Source organism: Chenggangzhangella methanolivorans (genome assembly GCF_042648545.1).
Classification (GTDB): domain Bacteria; phylum Pseudomonadota; class Alphaproteobacteria; order Rhizobiales; family Methylopilaceae; genus Methylopila; species Methylopila methanolivorans.
The window spans coordinates 751,847-775,976 of record NZ_JBHRXS010000006.1 but is presented as its reverse complement, the minus strand read 5'-3'; the positions used below and the strand labels follow the sequence as shown (position 1 = coordinate 775,976).

The window sequence follows — 24,130 nt, the reverse complement described above, 5'->3', positions numbered from 1 at the left end:
GCGCGGCGAACCCAAAGAAACGAAGGGCTGGAGGAAACACCAATGAGCAGCGTGGCCGTACTGAAGACCGTTGAAGAGCCGCAGACCGAGCAGGAGCTCACCGACGGCTTCCATCTCGTCATCGACGCCCTGAAGCTGAACGGCATCGAGACGATCTATGGCGTCCCGGGCATTCCGATCACCGACCTCGGCCGCATGTGCCAGGAAGAGGGCCTGCGCGTCATCTCGTTCCGCCACGAGCAGAACGCCGGCAACGCCGCCGCGATCGCGGGCTTCCTCACCAAGAAGCCGGGCATCTGCCTCACGGTTTCGGCCCCGGGCTTCCTGAACGGCCTGACCGCCCTCGCCAACGCCACCACCAACTGCTTTCCCATGATCCTGATCTCGGGCTCCTCGGAGCGCGAGATCGTCGACCTCCAGCAGGGCGACTACGAGGAGATGGACCAGCTCGCGATCGCCAAGCCGCTCTGCAAGGCGGCGTTCCGCGTGCTCCACGCCGAGGACATCGGGATCGCCGTCGCGCGCGCCATCCGCGCCGCGGTCTCGGGCCGTCCGGGCGGCGTCTATCTCGACCTGCCCGCCAAGCTCTTCGGTCAGGTGGTCGACGCCGCGAAGGGCGAGGCCTCGCTCGTCAAGGTGATCGACGCCGCGCCCGAGCAGATCCCGGCCCCTCACGCGGTCAAGCGCGCGCTCGACCTGCTGAAGGGCGCCAAGAAGCCGCTGATCATCCTCGGCAAGGGCGCGGCCTACGCGCAGGCCGACGACGAGATCCGCGAGCTCGTCGAGAAGTCCGGCATCCCCTACATCCCGATGAGCATGGCCAAGGGCCTGCTGCCCGACAACCATGAGCTTTCGGCCGGCGCCGCGCGCTCGACCGTGCTGAAGGACAGCGACGTCGTGCTGCTCGTCGGCGCGCGCCTCAACTGGCTGCTCAGCCACGGCAAGGGCAAGCAGTGGGGCGAGCCGGGCTCGAAGAAGTTCATCCAGGTCGACATCGAGCCGCGCGAGATGGATTCGAACGTCGAGATCGCGGCTCCGCTCGTCGGCGACATCGGCTCGGTGGTGAAGGCGCTGCTGGCCGGCATCGACAAGAGCTGGCCGGGCGTGCCGTCCGAGTGGACCTCGACGATCAACGCCAAGAAGGAAGCCAACATCTCCAAGATGGCGGCCAAGCTCGGCAAGAACGCCGCCCCGATGGACTTCCACGGCGCGCTCGGCGCGCTGAAGCAGGTCATCAAGGAGCGTCCGGACGCGATCCTCGTGAATGAGGGCGCCAACACGCTCGACCTCGCCCGCGGCGTGATCGACATGTACAAGCCGCGCAAGCGCCTCGACGTCGGCACCTGGGGCGTCATGGGCATCGGCATGGGCTTCGCGGTCGCGGCCGCGATCGAAACCGGCAAGCCGGTGCTCGCGGTCGAGGGCGACTCGGCCTTCGGCTTCTCCGGCATGGAGGTCGAGACGATCTGCCGGTACAATCTCCCGGTCTGCATCGTCATCTTCAACAACAACGGCATCTATCGCGGCACCGACACGGACCCGACGGGCCGTGACCCGGGCACCACCGTGTTCGTGCCGGGCGCGCGCTACGACAAGATGATGGAGGCTTTCGGCGGCGTGGGCGTCAACGTCACGACCCCGGACGAGCTGAAGCGCGCGGTCGACGCCGCGATGGACAGCGGCAAGCCGACGCTCATCAACGCCGAGATCGATCCGGCGGCGGGCAGCGAGAGCGGCAACATCGGCAGCCTCAACCCGCAGAGCGTCGTCAAGAAGAAGAAAGCCTGACCTCTAGCTTATCCTAAAGTCTGCACTGCGGCCGCCGGCGCAAAACGCCGGCGGCCGTAAGATCAGGTATAGGGTATGCCAGAGACGAATTGACGGCGCGCGTTCCGCGCGGTCATCTAAGCGTCAAGGCGCGCCGGCGGACGACGCGCGACGCATTACAGGGAACACATCATGGAAAAGGCTCTCCAGGGCGTCCGCATTCTGGACTTCACGCATGTCCAGTCGGGCCCGACCTGCACGCAGCTCCTCGCCTGGTTCGGCGCCGACGTCATCAAGGTCGAGCGCCCCGGAGCCGGCGACGCGACGCGCCAGCAGCTTCAGGACATTCCTGACGTGGACAGCCTCTATTTCACGATGCTGAACCACAACAAGCGCTCGATCACGATCGACACCAAGAATCCCAAGGGCAAGGAAGTGCTCTGGCGGCTGGTGAAGGAGTGCGACGTGCTCGTCGAGAATTTCGCGCCCGGCGCGCTCGACCGCATGGGCTTCTCCTGGGAGAAGCTGCAGGAAGCCAACCCCAAGCTCATCGTCGCGTCCGTGAAGGGCTTCGGCCCCGGCCGCTACCAGGACTGCAAGGTCTATGAGAACGTCGCGCAGTGCGCCGGCGGCTCGGCCTCGACCACCGGCTTCCGCGACGACATCCCGATGGTGACCGGCGCCCAGATCGGCGACTCGGGCACGGGCCTCCATCTCGCGCTCGGCATCGTCACGGCGCTCTACCACCGCACCCATTCGGGCAAGGGCCAGCGCGTCGACTGCGCCATGCAGGACGCCGTGCTCAACCTCTGCCGCGTCAAGCTGCGCGACCAGCAGCGTCTCGAGCATGGCCCGCTCAAGGAATACAGCCAGTTCGGCGAAGGCGTGGAGTTCGGCGAGGCGACCCCGCGCGCCGGCAACGACTCGGGCGGCGGCCAGCCGGGCCGGATCCTCAAGTGCAAGGGCTGGGAGCACGATCCCAACGCCTACATCTACTTCATCACCCAGGCCGCGGTGTGGGATCCGATCTGCGACATCATCGGCGAGCCGGGCTGGAAGACCGATCCGGGCTACGCCACCCCGAAGGCGCGCCTGCCGCACCTCAACGAGATCTTCACGCGCATCGAGGCGTGGACCATGAAGCACGACAAGTTCGAGGCCATGGACATCCTCAACGAGTACGACATCCCGTGCGGTCCGATCCTGTCCATGAAGGAGATCGCCGAGGACGAGGCCCTGCGCGCGACCGGAACCGTGGTCGAGGTCGATCATCCGACCCGCGGCAAGTATCTGTCGGTCGGCAGCCCCATCAAGCTGTCGGGCAGCCCTGTCGAGGTCACGCGTTCGCCGCTGCTCGGCGAGCACACCGGCGAGATCCTGAAGGACGTTCTGCGCTACAACGACAACGAGATCGCCGAGATCGAGAACTCCGGCGCGGTCGGCCAGGTGGCCAAGCTCGCGGCCGAATAGGTTCAGCCTGATCCCTGCTTTTTAAGCCCGTCGCGCCTCGGCGCGGCGGGCTTTTGCGTTAAAACGCGTGCGGAAGCGAACTGCGTGCTTCGAGACGCGCCTTTGGCGCTCCTCTGCATGAGGTCGGTTTGGAGATTTTCAAACGGTCCTCATGCTGAGGAGCCGGCCCGCGAGGGTCGGCGTCTCGAAGCACGCAATCCGCGTCGATCGAGAAAAGACAGGGATCAGCCACCATGCGCATCGTCGTCCACGGACAGCAGGCTTTCGGCAAGGCCGTGCTCGAGGCGCTGCTTGCGCGCGGAGACGAGGTCGTGGCGGTCTATGTGGCGCCTGAAAAGGAAGGCCAGAAGGCCGACCCGCTGAAGGAGGCCGCCCTCGCCGCCGGCCTCGAGGTGCGCCAGCCCTCGTCCTACAAGGACGAGCAGGTGGCGGAAGAGTTTCGGGCGCTGAAGCCGGACCTGCAGGTGATGGCCTTCGTGACCCTGTTCGTGCCGTCGGGGTTCCTCAACATCCCGACCCACGGCTCGATCCAGTATCATCCGTCCCTGCTGCCGGCCTATCGCGGCGCCTCGGCGATCAACTGGCCGATCATCAAGGGCGAGACGCAGACGGGCCTTTCGATCTTCTGGCCCGACGACGGCCTCGACACCGGCGACGTGCTTCTCCAGAAAACCACGCCGATCGGCCCCAAGGACACGCTCGGCTCGGTCTATTTCGACCGCCTGTTTCCCATGGGCGTCGAGGCGATGCTCGAGGCGGTCGATCTCGTGAAGGCCGGCAAGGCGCCCAAGATCAAACAGGACGAGGCGCTCGCGACCTATGAGGGCCTCTGCCGCGCGGCGAACGCCAAGATCGACTGGGGCAAGCCTTGGGAGCAGATCGACCGTCTGATCCGCGGCTGCAATCCGGCGCCCGGCGCCTGGACGACGCTCAACGGCAAGACGGTCAAGATCCTCGACGCGACGCCGATGCCCGCCAAGACCCCGAAGGAGATCGGCGGCAAGCTCGGCGAGATCGTCGCCGTGGAGGAAGACGGGTTTCAGGTCGTCTGCGCCGACGGCCGCATGAAGGTCACGCGCGTTCAGCCCGAGGGCGAGGCCAAGGCGCCGGCGGGCGACTTCGCCAAGGCCGAGGGGATGACGCCGAAAAGCGCGCGGTTCGAGTGAGGCTCAGTTAGCGCTGGAAACGCCGCGTTCTTGTCCCGGACGTGATCCGGGACCCAGAACCGTCGAGCCACCCGGAAAGATCAGCGACCTCGCCGCGTCTGTCTGCATCCGGTTCGGTTCTGGGTCCCGGATCAAGTCCGGGACAAGGGCAGCGGCTCCCTCGCCTATCGACCAACGCGGGCGCGCTCAAAATCCATACGGGCGGCGCGATAGGCGTCGGGGATCGACAGGGCCCAGACGAAGAAGCCCGCCGCGTGTCGCCCGACGAAGGAGACGTCGGGCGCTGCGAACTTCGCCGTCAGCCAAAACCCGATCACGGTGAAGAACGCGAAGCCGAGCCCGCGCATCGCCCGGCCGATGACGACATGGCCCATCCCCGGAAAAACCGCGGCGAGGACGAGCACGAGGCGAGGATCAGGCGGCGTCGCGGACATCGATCTCGTCTCCCGACAGCAGCCGCGCGATGGCGGCCGCGAGCGACAGCGCCGCGAGCGCCTGTTCGCGCGGAACTCCGCCGCGCGGAAACTTCGCGTCGCGGAACAAAAGATAGGCCCCGCGCTCGCCCTGCGCCGCCTGCCGGACGACGCGCACGCCGCGCGGCGTAACTGCGACGACTTTTACGCGCGGATCGGCCAGCGGAACGGCGAGCGCGGCTTCGCACATGCGCAAAAGCGCCCGCCCCGCCTCGTCGCACCGGACGCTCGTGTCCTGCGGCCAGAGCCGGGGCGGCGCGGCTGAGGCGGGAAGGCCCGCGCCGCCGGCGAAGAACTCCGCCCCCGTGGGGCGGCGGATGATCTCGAACGCCCCTGCCCCGCCGTCCCGCTTCATCGCGGCCGAGATCCAGAGCTGCGGCAGGCGTCGGAACGCCAAAGCCTCGGCGATCGGCGTCAGCGCCGCCGGATAGCCGGCGAAATGTCCGCGCAGCGTTCCATAGCCGGCGGGCGTCAGCGCGGCCACGGAGCCTGAGAGGAGGCCGCCGCAGTCGGCGAGGACGCTGGCCCTCGCCGCTCGTTCGCGCCGGCCCGCGCGCATGACGGCCACAGCCGCCGCGGTGAAAACCGCGACGGCCGCAACGAGGAGCAGGGCTCCGGCCATCGGCCTCAGTACCCCTTGGGCTTGGGCCAGGGCATCGTGAACTGGTCGCCGCGCCGCACATATTTGTAGCGGTGGAGGACGAACCAGAGCGAGGCGCCGATGTAGAACACCATCATGGCGAGGAGCTGCGTGCCGTAGCCGAGGAACACCGCCACATAGGTGATGCCGCACAGGCCCAGCAGCAGGATCGCGGGCAGCGGGTGCAGCGGGTGCACATAGCCGCGGGTGATCGAGCCGAGCGGCCACTTCTTGCGGAACATCATCACGCCGATGGCCATGATGGTGTAGCCGAGCAGGCCCGACAGGATCGACAGCGTGATGGTCTGGTCGAGCGGGGTCGAGATCGCGAACAGGATCGCGATCGGCACGAAGAACACCACAGAGCGGTAGGGCGTGTGGTACTTCGGGTGCACCGCGCCGAACCAGACCGGCATGTAGCGGTCGCGGCCCATGGCGAACCAGGCCCGCGAGGCGTCGTTGATGCAGCCGTTCGCCGAAGCCAAAGTCGCGAACAGCGTGCCGACGAAGAGGAAGATCTCGAGCGGCAGCGAGCCGGTGAGGCGCGCGGCGTCATAGAGCGGGGTCACCGCCTGGCCGAGATATTCCCAGGGCATCAGGCCGGAGCCGATGTACCAGGTGAGCGTCGCGGCGATCAGCAGCGTCATGATGCCGGTGAGCGTGCCGAGCGGAAGCGAGCGCGCCGGCGAGCGCACCTCTTCGGCCGCCTGCGTGGTGCCCTCGATGCCGAGATAGAACCACAGGCCGAAATGCATCGCGGCGAGAATGCCGAGCCCGCCATAGGGCAGCCCCGTCAGCAGCTGGTCGTGCATCACCACCGTGCCGGGGGTGAGCGGGTTCACGGCGACGAACAGCGTCAGGATCGCCGCGAAGGCGATGGCGGTGATGATGTAGTTGATGGTGAGCGTCGCGAGCACGCCGCGATAGTTCAGCCAGGCGAGGAACACGATGACGAGCACCATGAAGGCGCGTTTGTCGACCTCGCCCGCAAGACCCATGTTGGCCGCGAAGGCCTGGATGAGGTCGCCGGTGACGATCGCGTTTGAGACCTCGAGCATGGTGTAGGCCATGACGAGGTAGAGCCCGACATTGAACGCCGCGAGCGGCCCGATGATGTGCTTGGCCTGCGCATATTGCCCGCCCGCGGCCGCGACCGTCGAGGTCACCTCCGAGTCGATCATCGCGACACAGGTGTAGAGGATGCCCGCGAGCCAGCAGGCGGTGAGCGCCGCGAGCGCCCCGCCCTTCCCCACCGCGAAGTTCCAGCCCATGAACTCGCCGACGAGCACGATGCCGACGCCCAATCCCCAGACATGCGCGGGGCCGAGCACGCGCTTCAGGGCGACGCGCTTGGGCGTCGCGGCGGCGGTCGTTCCGGCGATCGCGCCGGGCGTGTTGGAGATGTCGACCATCAGCGCCTCGCCGCCGTCTCGCCGATCTCGGCGTCGATGATTTCGCCCTCGGCCGAGGAGGTGAGGTAGGCTTCGCTGTAGCTGCGGTTGGTGGACAGCATGTCCCAGAGCATCCAGAGCGCGAGGCAGGCGGAGATCGCCCAGGCCCCGTAGTTGAGCACCATGATCATGGCTTCGGGTCCTTGTGGGGTCAGTCGTTCGGCACTTGGCGGCGGATGGGCTCCGCGGGCCCGTCGCCGTCGGCGAAGCGCTCGGCGATGACGTCGCGGTATTCCTTGTCGGACCAGCGCAGCATGAAGGCGAAGTAGCCGACGATGACCACGATGGTGGCGATCAGCGCGCCCCAGGAGAACGCGTAGTCGAAGCGCTTGCCGATGATCTCGGCGGCCTTGGCCGGATCGAAGCCGAGCTTGGTCCATTGCTCGGCCATCGCGGCGTTCTGGCCGAGCGCCTCCCAGGTCGGCGCGTCGAAGGTCTTCACGTCGACGCCGCCGCCAGCGAGGCCAAGCAGCAGCGGCAGATAGAGCGTGACCAGCACCAGCGCGAGCACCAGAAAGGCGTCGACCACCTGGCCGAAGACCGATTGGGCGGGCGGCTCGTAGGGAGGCTTGCTCATCGCGCAGCCCTCTTCTCGGCGGCGATACGGTCCAGATAGTAGATGTCGGTGCCGTAGATCGCGGCCTTGTCCTCGCGGTAGTGGCGGATGAGCGCCATGACCGCGGCGGTGTTGAGCAGCAGCACCATCGCGCCGAGCCCAAGCATCAGCCAGGTGAGGCCGCTGGCGGCGATGTGGTCCGCCATCCTCCAGAATACGAAAAGATAGACCGCCCAAACGGTTATGACGGAAATATAGGCCGCGAGCTTGTCGCGGCCGTACATCGCGTCGACGCGCGACTCGTGGTTCGACATAGGCGTTCGTCCCCTTCCTCACATTTCTTGCGAGGATATTTTTGATCTTATTGGGAAACCCTATCGCCTAATTTTGATGCGTCAAGCGCACAATTATTATGCAGTGCAGCATGGCGATCGAGCTTCGGGCCGTCGCAAGCGCGCGGTCCGAGAGGCGGGCGTCATCAGCCGCGCGAACGGCGATGGTTTCGGTCCGAACGGACTTCCAGGGCCATAACAAGACATCACGCTGGCGGAGAATAGATCCGAACGACGCTCGAAGCGCCGCACGCGCGACCAGACTTGCGCCCTTACGCGACGATCACGCTGTCGGGAACCATCGACAGACATCGACGTTCTCAGCCCGAGGGCGCGCCACTGACCGTATCGCACGGTCTGAGAGGGCCAATTCCATGAGACATCTTCTTATGACGACCGCCGCCGCGGTCGCGTTGCTTGTCGCGCCGGCGACCGCTTTCGCTCAGGATCAGGATCGCGGCGATCGCGAGATGTCGGGCGGAAGCGCCTCCCGGAACGCGAACGCGCAGCTCGATCAGGCGTCGAAGTCGGGCGACCGCGACCCGTCTCAGTCCGCCGACAGGCAGGACGCCAGAACGTCGGAGCCTACCTCCGATACCGCTGCTGCAGCGCAAGATGTCCGTGGGGCGCGCGGCGCGGAGGAGGACGATCGTCGCGCCGATCGCGACGAGCGGGCGGCGATGGACGTTCGCGGGGACCGGGACGGAAAGGACCGGCGCGACGACGGCGAAAAGTCCCGCGTCTCCGCTGAGCGCGGCGGCAAGGATCGCGACGGCCGCAAGGATCGCGCGGACCGCGACGACGCCTCGGTTTCGGCCAAGGTGAAGATCTCGGACAGGGACGGCAAGGATCGCCGCGACAGCGACCGAGACGGCAAGCGCGCCGACCGTGAGCGCGACAGCCTCGACGTCAAGGTGAAGGTCGGCGATCGCGACCGCCGCGGCTATGACGAAGACAATGGCCGCTCGCGGACCAGGACGACTGTGTCCTCGCGCGACGACGTCGACGTGGCGCGGCGCAGCGCGCGGCGGGCCTCGTCGGACGTGGACGTCGAGCAGCGTCGCTCGATCCGTCAGCGATTTGCGAGCGACGACGGCGGCGGCCGCCGCGTATCGCGCTCCACCTTCGAAGGCTCGGACGTTTCGGTCGGAACGGCCGTGCCGCGCACCATCGCTGTCCGGCGCGTGCCCGCGACCGTGGTCGAGACGGAGCCGACCTACACGACCTACAGCTATTTCGAGACCGACGACGAACGCATCTTCATCGTCGATCCCGGCAGCCATCGGGTGGTCCGCGTCATCGAAGACTGAGCCGCGACGCCTTTGCGGCGCGCCCGCCCCGCGAGGAGGCGGGCGCTCGCACGTCAGGACCGGAATCGCGCTAGCGTGCGACTTCGTGCTCGCGCCTTCCGGCCCAGAGGATCCGACCCATGACCGCCTCGCCTCCTCCGCCCGCAGGTCGAAGCTCGCGCGAGGCCTGGGCCGGGCGGGCGCTCAGCGGGCTCGCGATCCTGTTCCTGCTCGCCGACGGAGCGATGAAGCTCGTTCCGCTGCAGCCCGTCACCGACACGATGCAGGCCCTCGGCTGGCCGACGGACCCCGCATTGCTGCGCACGCTCGGCGTCATCCAGATCGCCGCCACGCTGCTCTACGCCTATCCGCCCTCCTCCGTGTTCGGCGCGGTTCTGCTGACGGGCTATCTCGGCGGGGCGATCGCGACCCATGTGCGCGTCGGAAGCCCGCTGTTCACGCATGTGCTGTTCGGCGTTTATGTGGGCGCGGTGATGTGGGGCGGCCTCTGGATCCGCAGCCCGGCCCTGCGCGACGTGCTCTACGGAAAGCGCTGACGCCCGGCCGTCACTTCGAAGCGCTCAATCCGGCGAGCGCGAGGAAGGCCCGCATCATGAGCTCGCCGTACTCGTCGTTCTTGTGCACGAAGTCGTCGTCGCGGGCGTCGAGATCCATGTCCATCATGCGCCGCATGCTCACCGGCGCGAGCGCGTATTTCGACGCGGTGAAGATGTGGTCCTCCCGCGTCTCCCGGGGCTGCGCGACGAAGCCGCCGAAGCGCGAGAACGTCCGTTCGCAGGCCGCGTCGAACGCCGCCGCCGCCTGCTCGCCGATCCCCAGCTCGTGGATCTGCTTCATGAAGGGCTTGTGGGTGGCCTTCATGACGTCCTTGTCGAAGAACGGTTCGGGCAGGACATAGATGGGCGCGTCGGTGACGCTCGAGATCATGACGGAGAGATCCCAGGCCGCCAACGCCTCGACCCGGCGACGGAACGCTTCGGTGAGCGCGGGTTGCGACACCAGGCGACGGCCGGGCGTCGCGTCGGGGTAAAGCGTCGCGTTGCGCAGCATCCTGCCGAGCGCCTTGAAATGCACCCCGCCCCCGACGAGCACGAACATGTCGTAGCGGCGCAGATCGATCTCCGGCGCGCCGCCGGTGCGCAGGAGGCTGCGCTGGATCTGCTCGTCATCGGACTTGAGGACGCCGTCCTCGACGAAGGTCCGCTGCAGCGACTGCGATTTGCTGCCGAAGAACTCCAGCGCCACAGGACGCGACGCTTCGTCGATCCGGTCCCACCCGGACTTGATCGCCCCGATGTGGGAGTTGCCGATCACGCATGCTGTCTTCATCGATACGCCACGCCGACTTTCAAACGCCTTGCGGTCGCCGCCTCTAGCGAGCGAACGCCTCGAGAAGGATCTCCTCGCAGACGAGGTCGTCCTTTTTCTTCTTGCCGCCGCCCCGCTTGGCCTTTCGCGGAGCGTCGTCCTTTTCAGGCGCCGGCCGCTCCTTGGGCGCGGCCTCGGCAGGCTTGTCGCCGGCATGCTGCGACAGCAGGGTCTTCATCACCGTCTCGACCCCGATCTCGGTCACGGAGCGCAGGTTCGGCTCGTAGAACATTCCCCGCGACGACGGCGAGGTGATGATCTCGTAGGACGGGAAGTAATCGATGTTGTCGCAGCGGTTCCGCAGCGACCCCGCGACGGCCCGCAACGTCGATTTGGAGAACGTCGTGGCGGCGAGCACATGGTCGCCGGACGCGGTCGCGGTGAGCGGGACCGGCGAGACCGTCACCATCATCCGGAAGTTCCCGTTGCGCGCCTTCAGGATCTCGTTGACCTCGAGCATGTCGGCGAGGATCTCGTCGAACTCGAAGTTCTTGAAGGCGTGCTCGGCCGGGTCATACGCGCCGGCGATCACGCCGGGACAGATCGGATAGACCGCGCCGCTCGCGCGGTGAACCCAGGCCTCGGTGAGGCCCAGCGTGAAGATCAGCACGTCGACATTGGAGAACAGCTCGTCGACGAAGCCGAGATGCTCGCGCCGATGCGCCATCACCTCTTCCGGCGAGGCGAGGCCATCGGGTTCGACCGACGGGCGCAGCCCGTCGTAGAAACGGCCGTTCTTCTCCCAGACGTCTTCCGGCCGGACCGTCCCCGACGCCGCGTCCTTCAGCAGCTGAAGCAGTTGGCGTGCGGTGTAGAGGTTGCCATAGCGGCCGGAATAGATGCGGTAGCCGAAGCGGCGCGCGACCTCGTCCGGCAGATCGAGGGGCGACGTCTCGGCGTCGAGCACATTGAAGTCGTGCTTCGTCAAGTGGCGGGCGACATGCTGCGCGAAACAGCTTCCGGCGGTCGCGATCCTGTCTTTTCGAGCGATGTCGAACTTTTTTTGGTAGAGGCCGGAAAGTCCCGTCGCATGGACGTCCGCGACGCCGGAGCGCCAATACCGCTCCGGGGGCAGGTCGGCGTATGGCGTCGTCATTGGCGAACGGCTTTCATCGACTCGAGACCCGGCGCCTGACGACGTCGCTCTGATTGTCTGTCTCGCACCCTACTACCCCATAGCGCTCGTCGAAAGTCGGCGCCCGCACAGATGTGATCGCGCGTTTAACGACTCTGCGAAATCTGGGCGGCAGCATTGCGGCGCGCCCTTCCCCCAGGCGCATCGTTCGTAGCGTAAAGGCGTTGAAAATGAAGCGCACCGGCCTGTCAGCCGCAGTCCTCATCCTTATGCTCGGCTCCGCAGCCGAGGCCGCGACGCAGAAGAACCTCGGCAGGTTCGAGAGCTGGAGCGTCTGGACCTATGACGACGGCGAGCGGAAGGGCTGCTTCATCTACGCCAACCCCTCGGCGGCGTTCCCCCGCGCGGCCGACCACGGGCTGGTGTCCTTCTTCGTGCGCAGCACGACCCGGGAGGACGTCCGGTCGGAGGCGAGCCTTCAGTTCGGCTACGACCAGTCGGCGAAAGCGGAAGGGCGCGCCGTGATCGGCGGCGAAAATTTCCAGCTGCTGACCGAGGGAAAGGCCGCCTGGCTGTCCCGCCCTCGCGAGGACGAGCTTCTGGCCGCGATGAGGTCGGGCGCCAAGATGACGGTCTCGACGGTGTCGAAGCGTGGCTCGCAGACGCGCTACGAGTTCTCGCTTAAGGGCGTCAGCGACGCGATGCGCGTGCTGCGCAGGCATTGCCCCTGAACAGAAAACGATTTCAGGCGGATCTCAAAAAGAACGCCCGACGCGTCGCGTCGGGCGTTCTTCGTTCGAGGCGTGCGCGCGAGACCCTGGAGATCCCGCGCGCCCGGAAGGCGTCACTCCGCCGGGACGGCGTGCGCGCCGGACACCTCGCGCTCGGCGCGGGCGACGACGCTCCGCCGCCACGGCTTGAGCACCGTGATGGCGAGCAACGAGGCGAGGATGTTGGCGCCCGCCGCGATCAGAAACACCGAGTCCCAGCTGCCGGTCGCGGTCTGCAGGGTGCTGGCGAACGGCACCAGCAGCGCGGCCGTGCCCTTCGCGGTGTAGAGCAGGCCGGCGTTGGTGGCGGCGAACTTCGACCCGAAGGTGTCGGTGCAGGTCGAGGGGAACAGCGAGTAGATCTCGCCCCAGGCGAAGAACACGAGGCCGGTCAGGATCACGAACAGCACCGGGTCGTGGCCGTAAAGGTAAAGCAGATAGATGCCGACGCCTTCAAAGCCGAAGGCGATGAACATCGTCGGCTCGCGGCCGATCTTGTCGGAAACCCAGCCGAAGAACGGACGGGTCAGGCCGTTGAGGATGCGGTCGATGGTGGCGGCGAACGTCACCGTCGTCATGGTGAGGCCGGCGAGCGTCACCGGGATCTTGTCGATGTGGAAGTCGGCCGCGATGGGCTTCAGGTTGGCGGTGATCATCAGGCCGCCGGCCCCGACGATCACGAACATGAAGTACATCAGCCAGAAGATCGGATGCCTCAGCACCTCGCGCGGCCGGTAGTCGCGGCGGGTCTGCACGAGGTTGGCCTTGACCACCGGGGCCGGGACCTGGCCGGCCTTCGGCGCGAGCAGGAAGACCGACATTGCGACGATGACGACGGCCTGACCGATGCCGAACCAGATGAACGCGGCCTGATAGCCGGAGTTCGCGATCATCGACTGGATCGGGGCGACGGTGAGCGCCGCGCCCGCGCCGAAGCCCGCCGCGGTGATGCCGGCCGCAAGGCCGCGCTTGTCCGGGAACCACTTCAGCGCGTTGCCGACGCAGGTGCCATAGACGGCGCCGGCGCCGATGCCGGCGATGATCTGCCCGAGATAGAGCATCGGCAGCGAATCCGCGAAGCCGTTGATCACCCAGCCGACGCCGCACATCACGCCGCCGAAGACCACGACGATGCGCGGACCGAACTGGTCGACGAACCAGCCCTCGACCGGCACCAGCCAGGTCTCGAACAGCACGAACAGCGTGAAGGCCCACTGGATCGACGCGCGATCCCAGCCGAACTGCTTTTCGATGTCGGTGACGAAGAACGTCCAGCCGTACTGGAGGTTCGCGATCATCACCATGCAGATCACGCCGACCGCCAATTGCAGCCAACGATAGCCGTCGCTCACCCGTTCGGCGGGCGCTCCGGCTCGGAGCTCAGTGCTCATAAGCCACCCTCTAAATTGCGTTTCCAAACTGCCGACGCGTATCGCGTTCTTTTGGCATGCCAGAATGCTGGTACCTGCCATGCCAAAAGGCAAGAACAATCTTCACCGGCGCGTGATCTGTTCGTGATCGTTTCGTGAGCGCGAAAATGGCGCCGACGATCTGCTTGTTCCAGCTAGTCTTTCGGCGATCGAGCGCCTGAATTGCGGGCGCAGCGCGGCGGCCGCGCGGCGGCGGAATGACCGCCGCGCCCCCTAGAGGTCCGAGGATTCGTCAAAAAAGATGGCGGATCGAGGCCGGGATCGTCAGACGATCCGGCAAGCGTCATCCCAGGAAAAAGTCGACCGATCGCTGCGCGATCTCCGGCCGCCAGGCGTGCGGCCCGTCATATTCGACATAGGTGACGTCGTAGCCGGCCTCGCTGAGCTTGGCGGAATGCACCCGCCCGCTCCGCTCGATCGGGATCTGCTCGTCCTTGGTCCCGTGCGAGATGAAGACCTTCGGCGCGCCTGTCTGGAGGAACACGGACATGAACCCCGCCGACGACACGATCATGTGGGTGACCAGATGCCCGTTGGTCGGCCCGAGCGACAGGGTGTAGCTGCCGCCGTCGGAGTGGCCGGCGAAGGCGAAGCGCCGCGGATCGACGAAGAAGCGCGACGAGACTTCCGCGAGCGCCCTGTCGAGCCGCTCGCGGTCGGGTCCGTTGCCGCCGATGACGAGATCCCAGGTCGGGAACAGCGACTGGGGAACGAGCAGGAGGAAGCCGCGCGACTGCGCGTGATCGCGCATCATCGGCAGGATCTTTTGGGCCGACCCGCCGCCGCCATGGAACAGCGTCATGAGCGGGGCCGGCCTGCGGGGATCGACGCTCTCCGGCACGAGGAGAACGGCGTCGCGCTCGTCGAACAGGCCGAGCTCGTGCAGGCCCGGCCCGAGCGCCTCCCTGCTTGGCGGCCGATGCACGAAGTCGAGCCGTCCTGCGAGGTGCGGATCGATCACGCGGCGATCTCCGAGGCCTTGGCGCCGTCGGCGAGCAGCGCGGAGACGATGTCGGTTTGCGAGACGACGCCGAGCAGTTTTCCGTCGCCGTCGACGACCGGCAGGTGATGCAGCCCCGAGCGCGCCATCGCCGCCACGACGTCCGAGACCGGCGTCTCGGGCGTCGCGGTGATGGCCGGCGCGGTCATGATGTCCTCCACCGCGCCGTGCGGCGCGCGCACGCGGGTCAGCGCCAGCCGCACCCGCCGCCGGAAGCCGAGGCGCGGGCCGGCGGCGCTCCATTCGGACTTGTCGAGCAGGTCGGTCTGGGTGACGACGCCCAGAACCCTGCCGCCCTCGTCGGTGACGGGCAGCGCCTTGACGCGGTGGCGGCGGAGAAGCTCCAGCGCCTCCTTCAGCGGCGCGTGCGGTCCGACCGCGACCACGCCGCGCGTCATGATCTCGCCGCAGGTGGTGAGCCCGGAGCGGCGGGCGTAGGCGCGCAGCTGCGCGTCGCGCAGGATCGCCTCGAGGTCGCTGCGCTCGACGTCGATCAGCTGGCCGAAATTCTCGAGCGCGGCGTCGATGTCGGCGCTGGCGAGCGCCTCCTGCGCCGAGCGCGCCGGCTCGACCGGCCGCGGCGACGTCCCTTGCGCGCGCGGATGCGGATAGGGACGGCCGGCGAGATTGTTGAAGGCGAGCGCGGACGCCAGCAGCAGCGCGGAATTGGCGAGCACCGGCCAGACCACGAAGCCGTAGCCGAGCGTGGTGACGGCGGGACCGCCCAGCACCGCGGTCAGCGCCACCGCGCCGCTCGGCGGGTGCAGGCATTTGAGCGCCGTCATGATCGCGATCGCGACGCCGATCGCGAGCGCGCAGGCGAGATAAGGATCGGGCACCAGCTTCGTCGCCGTGACGCCGACGAGCGCGGCGACGAGATTGCCGCCGAGGATCGACCATGGCTGCGCGAGCGGGCTCGCGGGCGCGGCGAACAGCAGCACGGCGGACGCGCCCATCGGCGCGATCATGATCGGCAGCGCGCTCCCGTCCCCGAGAGCGGCGTGGCTCAGGAGGCCGGTGACGAGGATGCCGAACAGCGCCCCGAACGCCCCGCGGATGCGCTCGCGCGGGCCGATCGGCGGGAGATCGGGAACGAAGCGGCGGAAAAATGCGTGCATCATCGGCTTTCGCCTTACGGCGCCGGCGCGGCCGACGCCATCGAACGAAAGAGGCGGCGGCGCGCGAGGGATGCGCGCCGCCGCAAGGACGGAACCTTAGCGGGTCGGATCCGGCGGATCAGACCGCGCGGTTCTGGTGCAGCATCTCGATCTGCTGGTCGGTGTAGCCGAGGCCCTTGAGAACCTCGTCGGTGTGCTCGCCGAGCAGCGGCGAAGCCTTCACCTCGACCTTCATGTTCGAGAACTTGATCGGGCTGCCGACCGTCAGATACTTGCCGAGCTTCGGATGGTCGACCTCGACGACGGTGCCGCTCTCACGCAGCGACTTGTCCTCGGCGATCTCCTTCATCGACAGCACCGGCGAGCACGGGATGTCGAACTTGCGCAGGATGTCGACCGCCTCGAACTTGGTCTTGTCCTTCAGCCACTCCTCGATCGTGGCGAAGATGTCCATGATCTTGTCCTGGCGGGCGCGGGCGGTGTTGTAAGCCGGATCGTCGATCCACTCCTCGCGGCCGAGCGCCTTGCAGATCGGGGCCCAGGCGTGGCCCTGAATGGTGAAGTAGATGTAGGCGTTGGGATCGGTCTCCCAGCCCTTGCACTTCAGAACCCAGCCCGGCTGACCGCCGCCGCCGGCGTTGCCGCCGCGCGGAACCACGTCCGTGAACTCGCCGTGCGGATACTGCGGGTATTCCTCGAGATAGCCGAGCGCGTCGAGGCGCTGCTGGTCGCGCAGCTTCACGCGGCAGAGGTTGAGCACCGAATCCTGCATCGACACGGCGACCTTCTGGCCCTGGCCGGTCTTGTTCTTGTGATGCAGCGCCGTGAGGATGCCGATCGCGAGATGCATGCCGGTGTTCGAGTCGCCGAGAGCGGCCGCCGACACGGTGGGGGGCCCGTCCCAGAAGCCGGTGGTGGAGGCTGCGCCGCCGGCGCACTGCGCGACGTTCTCGTAGACCTTCAGGTCTTCGTAGTGATGGCCGTCCGAGAAGCCCTTCACCGAGGCGAGGATCATGCCCGGGTTGAGCTCCTGGATGTGCTTCCAGGAAAAGCCCATGCGGTCGAGCGCGCCGGGGCCGAAGTTCTCGACCATGACGTCGCTCTCCTTGATGAGCTTCGTCAGGACTTCCTTGCCCTCGGGAGTCTTGGTGTCGAGGGTGAGCGAGCGCTTGTTGGAGTTCAGCATCGTGAAGTAGAGCGCGTCGGCGTCCTCGACGTGACGCAGCTGGGTGCGGGTGACGTCGCCGGCGCCAGGGCGCTCGACCTTGATGACGTCGGCGCCGAACCAGGCGAGGAGCTGCGTGCAAGCGGGTCCCGCCTGAACGTGCGTGAAATCGATGATCTTGATGCCTTCAAGCGGCTGGCTCATTGGGTCCTCTCCATTGCCCGCGATCGTTTCGTCGGCGGGTCTCGTCTTCGTTGCGTATCGAGCGCCCTTTCGGACGCTTTCAGGTTCAGGCTCCGGTCTGAACCGGCCCCTGGAGGTCTGTGACGCGGGCCTCGAGCTCCGAGATCCGCTTGCGCATGTCTGTTTCCTTGGCCCACCGGTCGGTCTCGTCCCGAACGATCGCGGCGACCCCTGAAGGCTTTCCGTCGGACCCGAACAGCATTCCGACGGTAAATGCGATCGACAGCTTGCGGCCGTCCTTGTGCAGCGCCGGCACCTTCAGCAATTCGCCGTCGCCATACCGGGTCTCCCCGGTCTCCATCGACTTCGCGTAACCGTCCCAATGGCGTTTGCGGTGACGCTCGGGCGTGATGATGTCGAGCGTCTCGCCCATCGCCTCGTCGGCGCTGAAACCGAAGACGCGGCTCGCCGCGTCGTTCCAGACGACGATGACGCCGTCGGCGTCCGACACGATCACCGCGTCGCCGGCGTTCGCCACAAGGTCGTCAATGCTTATCGCTTCCGACATCGGACACCGATCCGCTGACCCGAGGACGCTTCGCGAAGGGCGGCGCGCCGCTGATCTCGACCACCGTCCCTAGAACGGCGCTAAGATTGGTATTTGGTATGCCACCGACCGAGGCACTGTCAAGCGCGGCGCAGCCCAAGGCTGCGATGGGGAGTCGCGATGTGAACAGGCCTAAGATCGACCCGAACGCCGGTCGATCAAGCGCCGGACGGTCATGATCCGCAGCCGCCTTGCTCATCTGACGACGCTTCCGGCGAGCTTATGACGGGCAGGCCTGCCCGCATTCGTCTACGGCCGGGCGAACGTCGCTCGGGCGAGTCAAAGCCCAAGCGGCGCGCACTTCACGCGGACGACGTGTTCGTCATCTTCGCGCTCTTGCTTCGCGCCATCGTCCTCCGCCTTGAGACGGCTGAGGCGATCACGCGCGAGCCGGCAGATCTCGGCGTTCTGGGCGCGCTGCTCGGCGCGTTCGGCTTCGGCGGCCTGCTCGAGCGTCGGACCCGACGGCTTGATGTCGAGGATCCCGAACGCCAGCAAGGCGCCGAAGGCGCAGGCGATGCCGATCGCGATCTGGGCCGATGTCTTCATGCGGCGCGGTCCGGCGTCGGCCGGTCGAGAACCGGCAGCTCGACACCCTCAACTACGCCTGCGCGCGCAGCCGTCAATCATGGGCCGCGCACGACGGTTAAGACAAACGGGAGGCTGAAGGCCGGTGGCGCGCTCTACGGGAGTCGAACCCGTCTTTTCAGCGTGAAAGGCTGACGTCCTAACCGATAGACGAAGAGCGCGTGCGCCGCGCTTCATACGGAGGTTCGGCGGGGGCCGCAAGCCGCGAGGCGAGGCCTGTGGATCAGAAGCCGAAAAGACGCAGCAGCGGTCCGCCGAAATACTGCAATCCCGCGGTGACCACGCCTGCGAACAGGCCGAGGATCACAAAACTTCCGATCGTGGCCGCCCAGCCGACGCCGATCGCGGCTCCGTCGCTTTCGATCATGCCGAGCGCGAAGGCCGTGATCGCGACCGCGGGCGGCATGTTGCCGAGGGGAATCGGCAGCGTGAGGATGATGGACAGGATGAAGCAGGCCGCCCCCGTCAGCCGGTCGGCGAACGGCGTGGTGAGCAGCGGGACGCGCGGCTTGAGCAGGCGCTCGCACTTCTTCACCCACGGATCGATCTTGGCCGCGAGCGTCCGGAAGTCCTCGCGCTTCAGGGACCGTTCGGTGATGAGCTTCGGCAGCCAGAGCACCGGGCGGCCGATCATCAGCTGGAACGCGATGAAGAGCAGCGGGCTGCCGAGAATCGCGGAGGTTCCGGGCGGCATCGGCAGGGCGTTGGGCAGCGCGAAGACGAGGAGAAGCGCGCCGAAGGCCCGATCGCCGAAGGCGTGGAGGATCTGGCCGACGCTGACGCGCGGGCTGTCGCCGGCGGCGAGATCGGCGAGCACCGCGGAAAATCCGCGCCTGTGCGGCGGACCGGGCTGCGCCTGCGGGTCGTGCGGGTCGCCGTCGTACGGGTCGCCATGCGTCGGCCGGTCGGGCTCGCCCTGGCTCGAGAGGGTCGGCCCGCCTTCCGGCGAGGAGGTCGGCTCGTCTGTCGCGGCGTGGGGGCGGCTGGCGAGATCGGTCAAGGCGGTCCTGAGGCTCCGGGGTCTGAGGCCCGATCACGGCCTCGGCGGGCCGCCTTCGAACAACACCAAAATCATGAACAACGCATGGCGCTGCAAGACCACGTGGCGCATCGCGGGCGTCAGACAAGCGCGGCGGGGCGGCGCGACGCGCCTCAGGCTTCGGCGGACGCGGCGTCGATGAGGCGCAGCGAGGCCTTTTCGGAGCCGCCCCAACGGTCGATCGTGAGCGCGCCGGCCGCATGCACGAGGGCGCCGCGGCGGGCGAGCAGCGCGCGTCCGAGATCGGTCTCGGCCGCCCGGAACGCGATCGCCCCGACTGCGGAGCCGTCGCCGCTTCGAAGCCGCAGCCGGACATGCCCCTGCCCCACGACGTCGGCCGACGCGACGGTGTGGGCCGCAAGCGCCAGCACGGGCTCGGGCGCCCCCGCGCCGAAGGGCCCCGCCCGGTCGAGTTCGCGGACAAGTGCGGGCGTCGCGGCCGCGGCGGTCAGCGCCGCGTCGATCTTGAGAGAACGGTCGCCGCGCGACGCCGACACGGCGGTCGCGAGCCTCCCCTCGAGGAACGCCCGGAAGGCTCCGAGCCGGTCGGCGCGGATGGTGACGCCCGCCGCCATCGCATGGCCGCCGCCCTTGACGAGCAGGCCCTCCTCCACCGCCGCGCGCACCGCCGCGCCGAGATCGACGCCCGGCACGGAACGCCCCGAGCCGGTGCCCACGCCGTCGGGTCCCACCGCCACCGCGAAGGCCGGGCGCCGGAACTTCTCCTTCAGCCGCGCCGCCACGAGGCCGACGACGCCCGGATGCCAGCCCTGCCCCGAAACGACCGCGACCGAGGCCCCCTCGCCGTCGAGGCCGAGCGCCGCGTTGGCCTCGGCCTCGGCCTCGGCCAGCGTCTCGCGCTCGATCGCCTGCCGCTCGCCGTTGAGGCGATCGAGCTCGGCCGCCACGCGCCGCGCCTCCTCGTCGTCCGTGCAGAGCAGCAGTCGAGCCCCGAGCCCGGCGTCGCCGACCCGGCCGCCGGCGTTGATCCGCGGCCCGATGAGATAGCCGAGATGGTAGGGGCTCGGCGGCCCGTCGAGGCGGCTCGCGTCCATCAGCGCCGCAAGCCCGAGGCGGGCGCGCGCGCGCATCGCGATCAGGCCCTTGGCCACGAAGGCGCGGTTCAGCCCCGTGAGCGGCACGACGTCGGCCACGGTGCCGAGCGCCACGAGGTCGAGGCTCGCGAGCAGGTCCGGCTCGCCTCCGCGTTTAGACCAGAAGCCGCGGCGGCGAAGCTCGCGGGCGGTCGCGACGATGGTCATGAAGACCACCCCGCAGGCCGCGAGATGGCCGAGGCCCGAGAGATCGTCCTGCCGGTTCGGATTGACGAGGGCGACGGCCGGCGGCGCCTCCGCGCCCATCTGGTGATGGTCGAGCACGACGACGTCGAGCCCGCGGGCGCGGGCGTGGCCGAGCGCCTCGTGGCTCGTCGAGCCGCAGTCGACGGTGACGAGCAGGCTCGCGCCGTTCTCGGCCAGCCGGTCGATCGCGGCGGCGTTCGGCCCGTAGCCTTCGAAGATCCGGTCGGGGATATAGATCTCGACGGCGAGCCCCGCCTGCCCGAGGAAGCCGGCGATGAGCGCCGAGGACGTCGCCCCGTCGACGTCGTAGTCCCCGAACACCGCGACGCGCTCGCCGCGCTCGGCGGCGTCGGCGAGCCGCGCGGCCGCCGCGCCCATGTCGGTCAGCTTATCGGGGTCAGGCATGAGGTCACGGATCGCCGGAGCGAGGTAGGCCTCGGTTCCCGCGCTCGAGACGCCCCGTCCGGCAAGCACGCGGGCGAGCAGATCCGACAGGCCGTGGTCCCGAGTGATCTCGGCGGCCGAGGCGCGTCCGCGCGCGTCGAGCCGGTCGCGCCAGATCCGGTCGCCGAAGGATCGCTCGACGCCGAGAAAAGCGTCGCTGCGCGGAGCCTGCGACAGCAGCACGGCGGCCGCGGTCATGGCCGCGAGGCCCCGGACCGGCAGTGGCACGCGCGAGTCTTCATGACGCGAATCATAGCTGCGCATCGGCGCGAAGAGAATCGAGGAGCCGAGGGAAGCTGTGGATGTAGACGGCCGGTTTCGCAGAAGCGGCTCTCAGAAAGCGCTGGCTACGCCCCGGACAAGCCGGGTGGATGGCGGCGGCGGTTCTGGCGCGGCTCAGCCGAGATGGAATTTGTCGGTCGAGCGATGCTCGCCCTGGATCCGACGGATCGTTCCCGAGGACGAGCGCGTCACGATCGTGTCGGTGAAGATCGCGCCCGCGCCGAAGCGCACGCCCGCGAGCAAGCCGCCGTCGGTGACGCCGGTCGCGGCGAAGAAGACGTCGCCGCGGGCCATGTCGTCGACGCCGTAAAGACGGTCGAAGTCTTTGATCCCGAGGTCCTGCGCGCGGCGGCGCGCGTCCGGCTGGTCGAGGATGAGCCGGCCCTGCATGAAGCCGCCGATGCACTTCAGCGCGGCCGCCGCGAGCACGCCCTCGGGGGCGCCGCCGGAGCCGAGATAGATGTCGACGCCGGTCTCGTCGGGGCGCGCGACGTCGATGACGCCGGAGATGTCGCCGTCGCTGATGAGGCGGATCGCGCAGCCGGTCTCCCGCACCGCCTCGATCAGCCGCGCGTGGCGCGGGCGGTCGAGGATGCAGGCGGTGATCTCGGAGACCGAGACGCCCTTGGCCTTGGCGAGGCGACGCAGATTGAGCGCGGGTTCGGCGTCGAGATGGACCGTGTCGGGCGCATAGCCCGGCCCGATCGCGATCTTGCTCATGTAGACGTCGGGCGCCTTGAGCAGCGTGCCGGGCTCGGCGATCGCGACGACCGCGATGGCGTTCGACTGGTTCTTGGCGCAGAGCGTCACGCCCTCGAGGGGATCGAGCGCGATGTCGACGCGCGGCCCGGTGAGGTCGCCGAGCTCCTCGCCGACGAACAGCATCGGCGCATGATCGCGCTCGCCCTCGCCGACCACGACCTCGCCGTGGATGGCGAGCCGGTTGAGTTCGCGCCGCATGGCGTCGACGGCGGCCTGGTCGGCGGCCCGCTCGTCGCCCCGCCCGCGGAACCGGGCGGCGGCTACAGCGGCGCGCTCCGTCACCCGCACGATCTCGATCGCGAGCGACCTGTCGACGATCTCGCCCGTCGACACGGAGGGGGGTTCGGCGCCCTTCATCGGGGCAGCCGGGCGCTTGACCGAAGCGTTCTTGGCCATCGGCCCGTTCCTCCCGCGCGGTTTTTTATCCGCGCATGACGCCTCCGCTCTGTCGGCGAGGCCCGCGCCCCTCAGCGCTTCTCGATTCTTATCACCTGAGGGACACCATCGATATGACCGTCCGCCTCGATGGCGTCCAGCGCCCGGCGCAGCGCGGCCTCGTTGGTGGCGTAAGTAATTAGGACGACGGCGACGGGATCGGCGCTCGGCCGATCAAAGTCCGGCTCGCGGCCGCGCTGGACGATGGAGCGCAGCGAGATGCCCTGCTCGGCCATCCGGGTCGCGATCGCGGCCGCGGCGCCGGGACGGTCCAGAACCGACAGGCGGATGTAGTAGCCGCCCTCATGCGTGCCCATCGGCGCGCGGGTCGGGCTCGTGAGTTGGACGGCCGGAATTCCGAAGACCGGCGTGCGGATCCCGCGGGCGATGTCGACGATGTCGGCGATGATCGCCGAGGCGGTCGCGTCGCCGCCGGCGCCGGGGCCCGCAAGCACCAGCGCGCCGACCGCGTCGCCGTCAATCTCGACCGCGTTGGTCACGCCGTCGACGCGCGCGATCGCGCTGTCGCGCGGAAGCATCGAGGGGTGGACGCGCTGCTCGACGCCCTCCGGCCCCCGGGTCGCGATGCCGAGCAGCTTGACGCGATAGCCGAGCTCCTCGGCCATTTCGAGATCGAGCGGCGTGATCGAGGTGATGCCCTCGACATAGACCCCGTCTGCGTCGGTCTCCACTCCGAAGGCGAGCGAGGACAGGATCGCGAGCTTGTGCGCGGCGTCGTGGCCGCCGACGTCGAAGGTCGGGTCCGCCTCGGCGTAGCCGAGCCGCTGGGCCTCGGCGAGGCACTCGGCGAAGCTCAGGCGGTCCTTCTCCATCCGGGTCAGGATGTAGTTGCACGTCCCGTTGAGGATGCCGAAGACGCGACTGACGCCGTTGGCCGAGAGGCCTTCGCGCAAAACCTTGACCACCGGCACGCCGCCGGCGACCGCCGCCTCGAAGCCGATGGCGACGCCCGCCTCCTCGGCCGCGCGGGCGAGCTCGACGCCATGCTTGGCGAGCAGCGCCTTGTTGGCGGTCACCACCGGGCGGCCGGCCTCGATCGCGGTCTCGACGCAGGACTTGGCCGCCCCGTTCGCGCCGCCGATCACCTCGACGACGAGATCGACGTCGCGAGAACGCGCGAGCTGGCTCGGATCCATGTGCCAGGCGACGCCGTCGAGCTTGAGCCCACGGTCGCGGCCCTTGTCGCGCGCCGAAACGGCGGTCACGACGACGGGCCGCCCGGCGCGGGCGGCGATCAGCTCCGCCTTCTCGTTCAGAATGCGGACCACCGACGATCCGACCGTGCCGAGACCGGCCACGCCGACCTTGAGGGGTTCGGTCATCAGCTTATTCCGTCCAAAGCGAGAAAAGCCTCGCCCGGCACGGCGTCGCGTCCGG

The 24,130-nt window shown here is 68.2% G+C and carries 24 protein-coding genes and 1 tRNA gene; 6 read left to right on the top strand and 19 right to left on the bottom strand.

All coding sequences use genetic code 11. The features are described from left to right. Positions 1–42 precede the first annotated feature (42 nt). The 3 genes from oxc (at position 43) to ACFOWB_RS15165 (ending at position 4,403) form a co-directional block, all read left to right on the top strand. Complete coding sequence (oxc, locus tag ACFOWB_RS15175; protein ID WP_378148077.1) at positions 43–1,788, top strand: oxalyl-CoA decarboxylase; 1,746 nt, start codon at positions 43–45, stop codon at positions 1,786–1,788. A gap of 171 nt (positions 1,789–1,959) precedes the next feature. Beyond that, complete coding sequence (gene frc / locus ACFOWB_RS15170; protein WP_378148075.1) at positions 1,960–3,237, top strand: formyl-CoA transferase; 1,278 nt, start codon at positions 1,960–1,962, stop codon at positions 3,235–3,237. Positions 3,238–3,470: 233 nt separating this feature from the next. Beyond that, positions 3,471–4,403 carry a methionyl-tRNA formyltransferase gene (locus tag ACFOWB_RS15165; RefSeq protein ID WP_378148073.1) on the top strand — a complete coding sequence of 311 codons (933 nt, stop codon included), beginning with the start codon at positions 3,471–3,473 and terminating at the stop codon, positions 4,401–4,403. Between the two features lie 164 nt (positions 4,404–4,567). On the opposite strand, the gene ACFOWB_RS15160 is transcribed toward ACFOWB_RS15165, so the two are convergent. The 6 genes from ACFOWB_RS15160 to ACFOWB_RS15135 are packed head-to-tail and all read right to left on the bottom strand — an operon-like array spanning position 4,568 to position 7,837. Next, complete coding sequence (locus ACFOWB_RS15160) at positions 4,568–4,837, bottom strand: hypothetical protein (protein ID WP_378148071.1); 270 nt, start codon at positions 4,835–4,837, stop codon at positions 4,568–4,570. Continuing rightward, on the bottom strand, positions 4,818–5,498 hold the full coding sequence (locus ACFOWB_RS15155; RefSeq protein ID WP_378148069.1) for a hypothetical protein: 681 nt from the start codon (positions 5,496–5,498) through the stop codon (positions 4,818–4,820). The genes ACFOWB_RS15160 and ACFOWB_RS15155 overlap by 20 nt, the downstream gene beginning before the upstream one ends. Before the next feature lie 5 nt (positions 5,499–5,503). Then, on the bottom strand, positions 5,504–6,928 hold the full coding sequence (locus ACFOWB_RS15150; protein WP_378148067.1) for an APC family permease: 1,425 nt from the start codon (positions 6,926–6,928) through the stop codon (positions 5,504–5,506). Further along, positions 6,928–7,098: a hypothetical protein gene (locus ACFOWB_RS15145; RefSeq protein WP_261403030.1), complete on the bottom strand. Its 171-nt coding sequence runs from the start codon at positions 7,096–7,098 to the stop codon at positions 6,928–6,930. The genes ACFOWB_RS15150 and ACFOWB_RS15145 overlap by 1 nt, the downstream gene beginning before the upstream one ends. 20 nt (positions 7,099–7,118) lie before the next feature. Then, positions 7,119–7,544, bottom strand: coding sequence for a hypothetical protein (locus ACFOWB_RS15140; protein WP_261403029.1), 426 nt, complete (start codon positions 7,542–7,544; stop codon positions 7,119–7,121). Then, positions 7,541–7,837: a hypothetical protein gene (locus ACFOWB_RS15135; RefSeq protein WP_261403028.1), complete on the bottom strand. Its 297-nt coding sequence runs from the start codon at positions 7,835–7,837 to the stop codon at positions 7,541–7,543. Before ACFOWB_RS15135 ends, ACFOWB_RS15140 begins: the two co-directional genes overlap by 4 nt. Before the next feature lie 392 nt (positions 7,838–8,229). Between ACFOWB_RS15135 and ACFOWB_RS15130 the strand changes: the two genes are divergently transcribed. Together ACFOWB_RS15130 and ACFOWB_RS15125 are read left to right on the top strand one after the other, a co-directional pair. After that, a complete protein-coding gene (locus ACFOWB_RS15130; RefSeq protein WP_261403027.1) occupies positions 8,230–9,165 on the top strand; it encodes a DUF1236 domain-containing protein in 936 nt (311 codons plus the stop codon). A gap of 119 nt (positions 9,166–9,284) precedes the next feature. Beyond that, positions 9,285–9,701 (top strand): DoxX family protein, encoded by a 417-nt coding sequence (locus ACFOWB_RS15125; RefSeq protein ID WP_261403026.1) that lies wholly within the window; start codon positions 9,285–9,287, stop codon positions 9,699–9,701. A gap of 10 nt (positions 9,702–9,711) precedes the next feature. On the opposite strand, the gene ACFOWB_RS15120 is transcribed toward ACFOWB_RS15125, so the two are convergent. Together ACFOWB_RS15120 and ACFOWB_RS15115 are read right to left on the bottom strand one after the other, a co-directional pair. Next, positions 9,712–10,494, bottom strand: coding sequence for a hypothetical protein (locus ACFOWB_RS15120; RefSeq protein WP_378148064.1), 783 nt, complete (start codon positions 10,492–10,494; stop codon positions 9,712–9,714). Between the two features lie 43 nt (positions 10,495–10,537). Then, entirely contained in the window at positions 10,538–11,629 is a 1,092-nt protein-coding gene (locus ACFOWB_RS15115) for a GSCFA domain-containing protein (RefSeq protein ID WP_261403024.1), read from the bottom strand. 209 nt (positions 11,630–11,838) lie between these two features. On the opposite strand from ACFOWB_RS15115, the gene ACFOWB_RS15110 reads away from it, so the two are divergent. Continuing rightward, positions 11,839–12,339 carry an invasion associated locus B family protein gene (locus ACFOWB_RS15110; protein WP_261403023.1) on the top strand — a complete coding sequence of 167 codons (501 nt, stop codon included), beginning with the start codon at positions 11,839–11,841 and terminating at the stop codon, positions 12,337–12,339. 113 nt (positions 12,340–12,452) lie between these two features. Here the strand turns inward: ACFOWB_RS15110 and oxlT are convergent, their stop codons facing one another. The 11 genes from oxlT to ACFOWB_RS15055 all read right to left on the bottom strand — a co-directional run bounded on the left by oxlT (position 12,453) and on the right by ACFOWB_RS15055 (position 24,075). Further along, the gene (gene oxlT, locus ACFOWB_RS15105) at positions 12,453–13,769 is read right to left on the bottom strand and encodes an oxalate/formate MFS antiporter (protein ID WP_261403022.1); all 1,317 of its coding nucleotides are present in this window, start codon (positions 13,767–13,769) and stop codon (positions 12,453–12,455) included. Between the two features lie 322 nt (positions 13,770–14,091). After that, positions 14,092–14,769, bottom strand: coding sequence for an alpha/beta hydrolase (locus ACFOWB_RS15100; RefSeq protein ID WP_261403021.1), 678 nt, complete (start codon positions 14,767–14,769; stop codon positions 14,092–14,094). After that, on the bottom strand, positions 14,766–15,926 hold the full coding sequence (locus ACFOWB_RS15095; RefSeq protein WP_261405837.1) for an HPP family protein: 1,161 nt from the start codon (positions 15,924–15,926) through the stop codon (positions 14,766–14,768). Before ACFOWB_RS15095 ends, ACFOWB_RS15100 begins: the two co-directional genes overlap by 4 nt. Before the next feature lie 118 nt (positions 15,927–16,044). Beyond that, the gene (frc, locus tag ACFOWB_RS15090; RefSeq protein WP_261403020.1) at positions 16,045–17,295 is read right to left on the bottom strand and encodes a formyl-CoA transferase; all 1,251 of its coding nucleotides are present in this window, start codon (positions 17,293–17,295) and stop codon (positions 16,045–16,047) included. An 85-nt stretch (positions 17,296–17,380) separates the two neighbouring features. Next, positions 17,381–17,842: a PAS domain-containing protein gene (locus ACFOWB_RS15085; RefSeq protein ID WP_261403019.1), complete on the bottom strand. Its 462-nt coding sequence runs from the start codon at positions 17,840–17,842 to the stop codon at positions 17,381–17,383. Between the two features lie 318 nt (positions 17,843–18,160). Further along, positions 18,161–18,430 (bottom strand): hypothetical protein, encoded by a 270-nt coding sequence (locus tag ACFOWB_RS15080; RefSeq protein WP_261403018.1) that lies wholly within the window; start codon positions 18,428–18,430, stop codon positions 18,161–18,163. A gap of 125 nt (positions 18,431–18,555) precedes the next feature. Next, a tRNA-Glu gene (locus tag ACFOWB_RS15075) sits at positions 18,556–18,630 on the bottom strand. A 62-nt stretch (positions 18,631–18,692) separates the two neighbouring features. Beyond that, complete coding sequence (locus ACFOWB_RS15070) at positions 18,693–19,469, bottom strand: exopolysaccharide biosynthesis protein (protein WP_378148059.1); 777 nt, start codon at positions 19,467–19,469, stop codon at positions 18,693–18,695. 152 nt (positions 19,470–19,621) lie between these two features. Continuing rightward, on the bottom strand, positions 19,622–21,451 hold the full coding sequence (recJ, locus tag ACFOWB_RS15065; protein ID WP_378148814.1) for a single-stranded-DNA-specific exonuclease RecJ: 1,830 nt from the start codon (positions 21,449–21,451) through the stop codon (positions 19,622–19,624). Positions 21,452–21,649: 198 nt separating this feature from the next. Continuing rightward, the gene (gene glpX / locus ACFOWB_RS15060) at positions 21,650–22,654 is read right to left on the bottom strand and encodes a class II fructose-bisphosphatase (RefSeq protein WP_261405836.1); all 1,005 of its coding nucleotides are present in this window, start codon (positions 22,652–22,654) and stop codon (positions 21,650–21,652) included. A gap of 110 nt (positions 22,655–22,764) precedes the next feature. After that, complete coding sequence (locus ACFOWB_RS15055; protein ID WP_378148057.1) at positions 22,765–24,075, bottom strand: homoserine dehydrogenase; 1,311 nt, start codon at positions 24,073–24,075, stop codon at positions 22,765–22,767. Positions 24,076–24,130 lie beyond the last annotated feature (55 nt).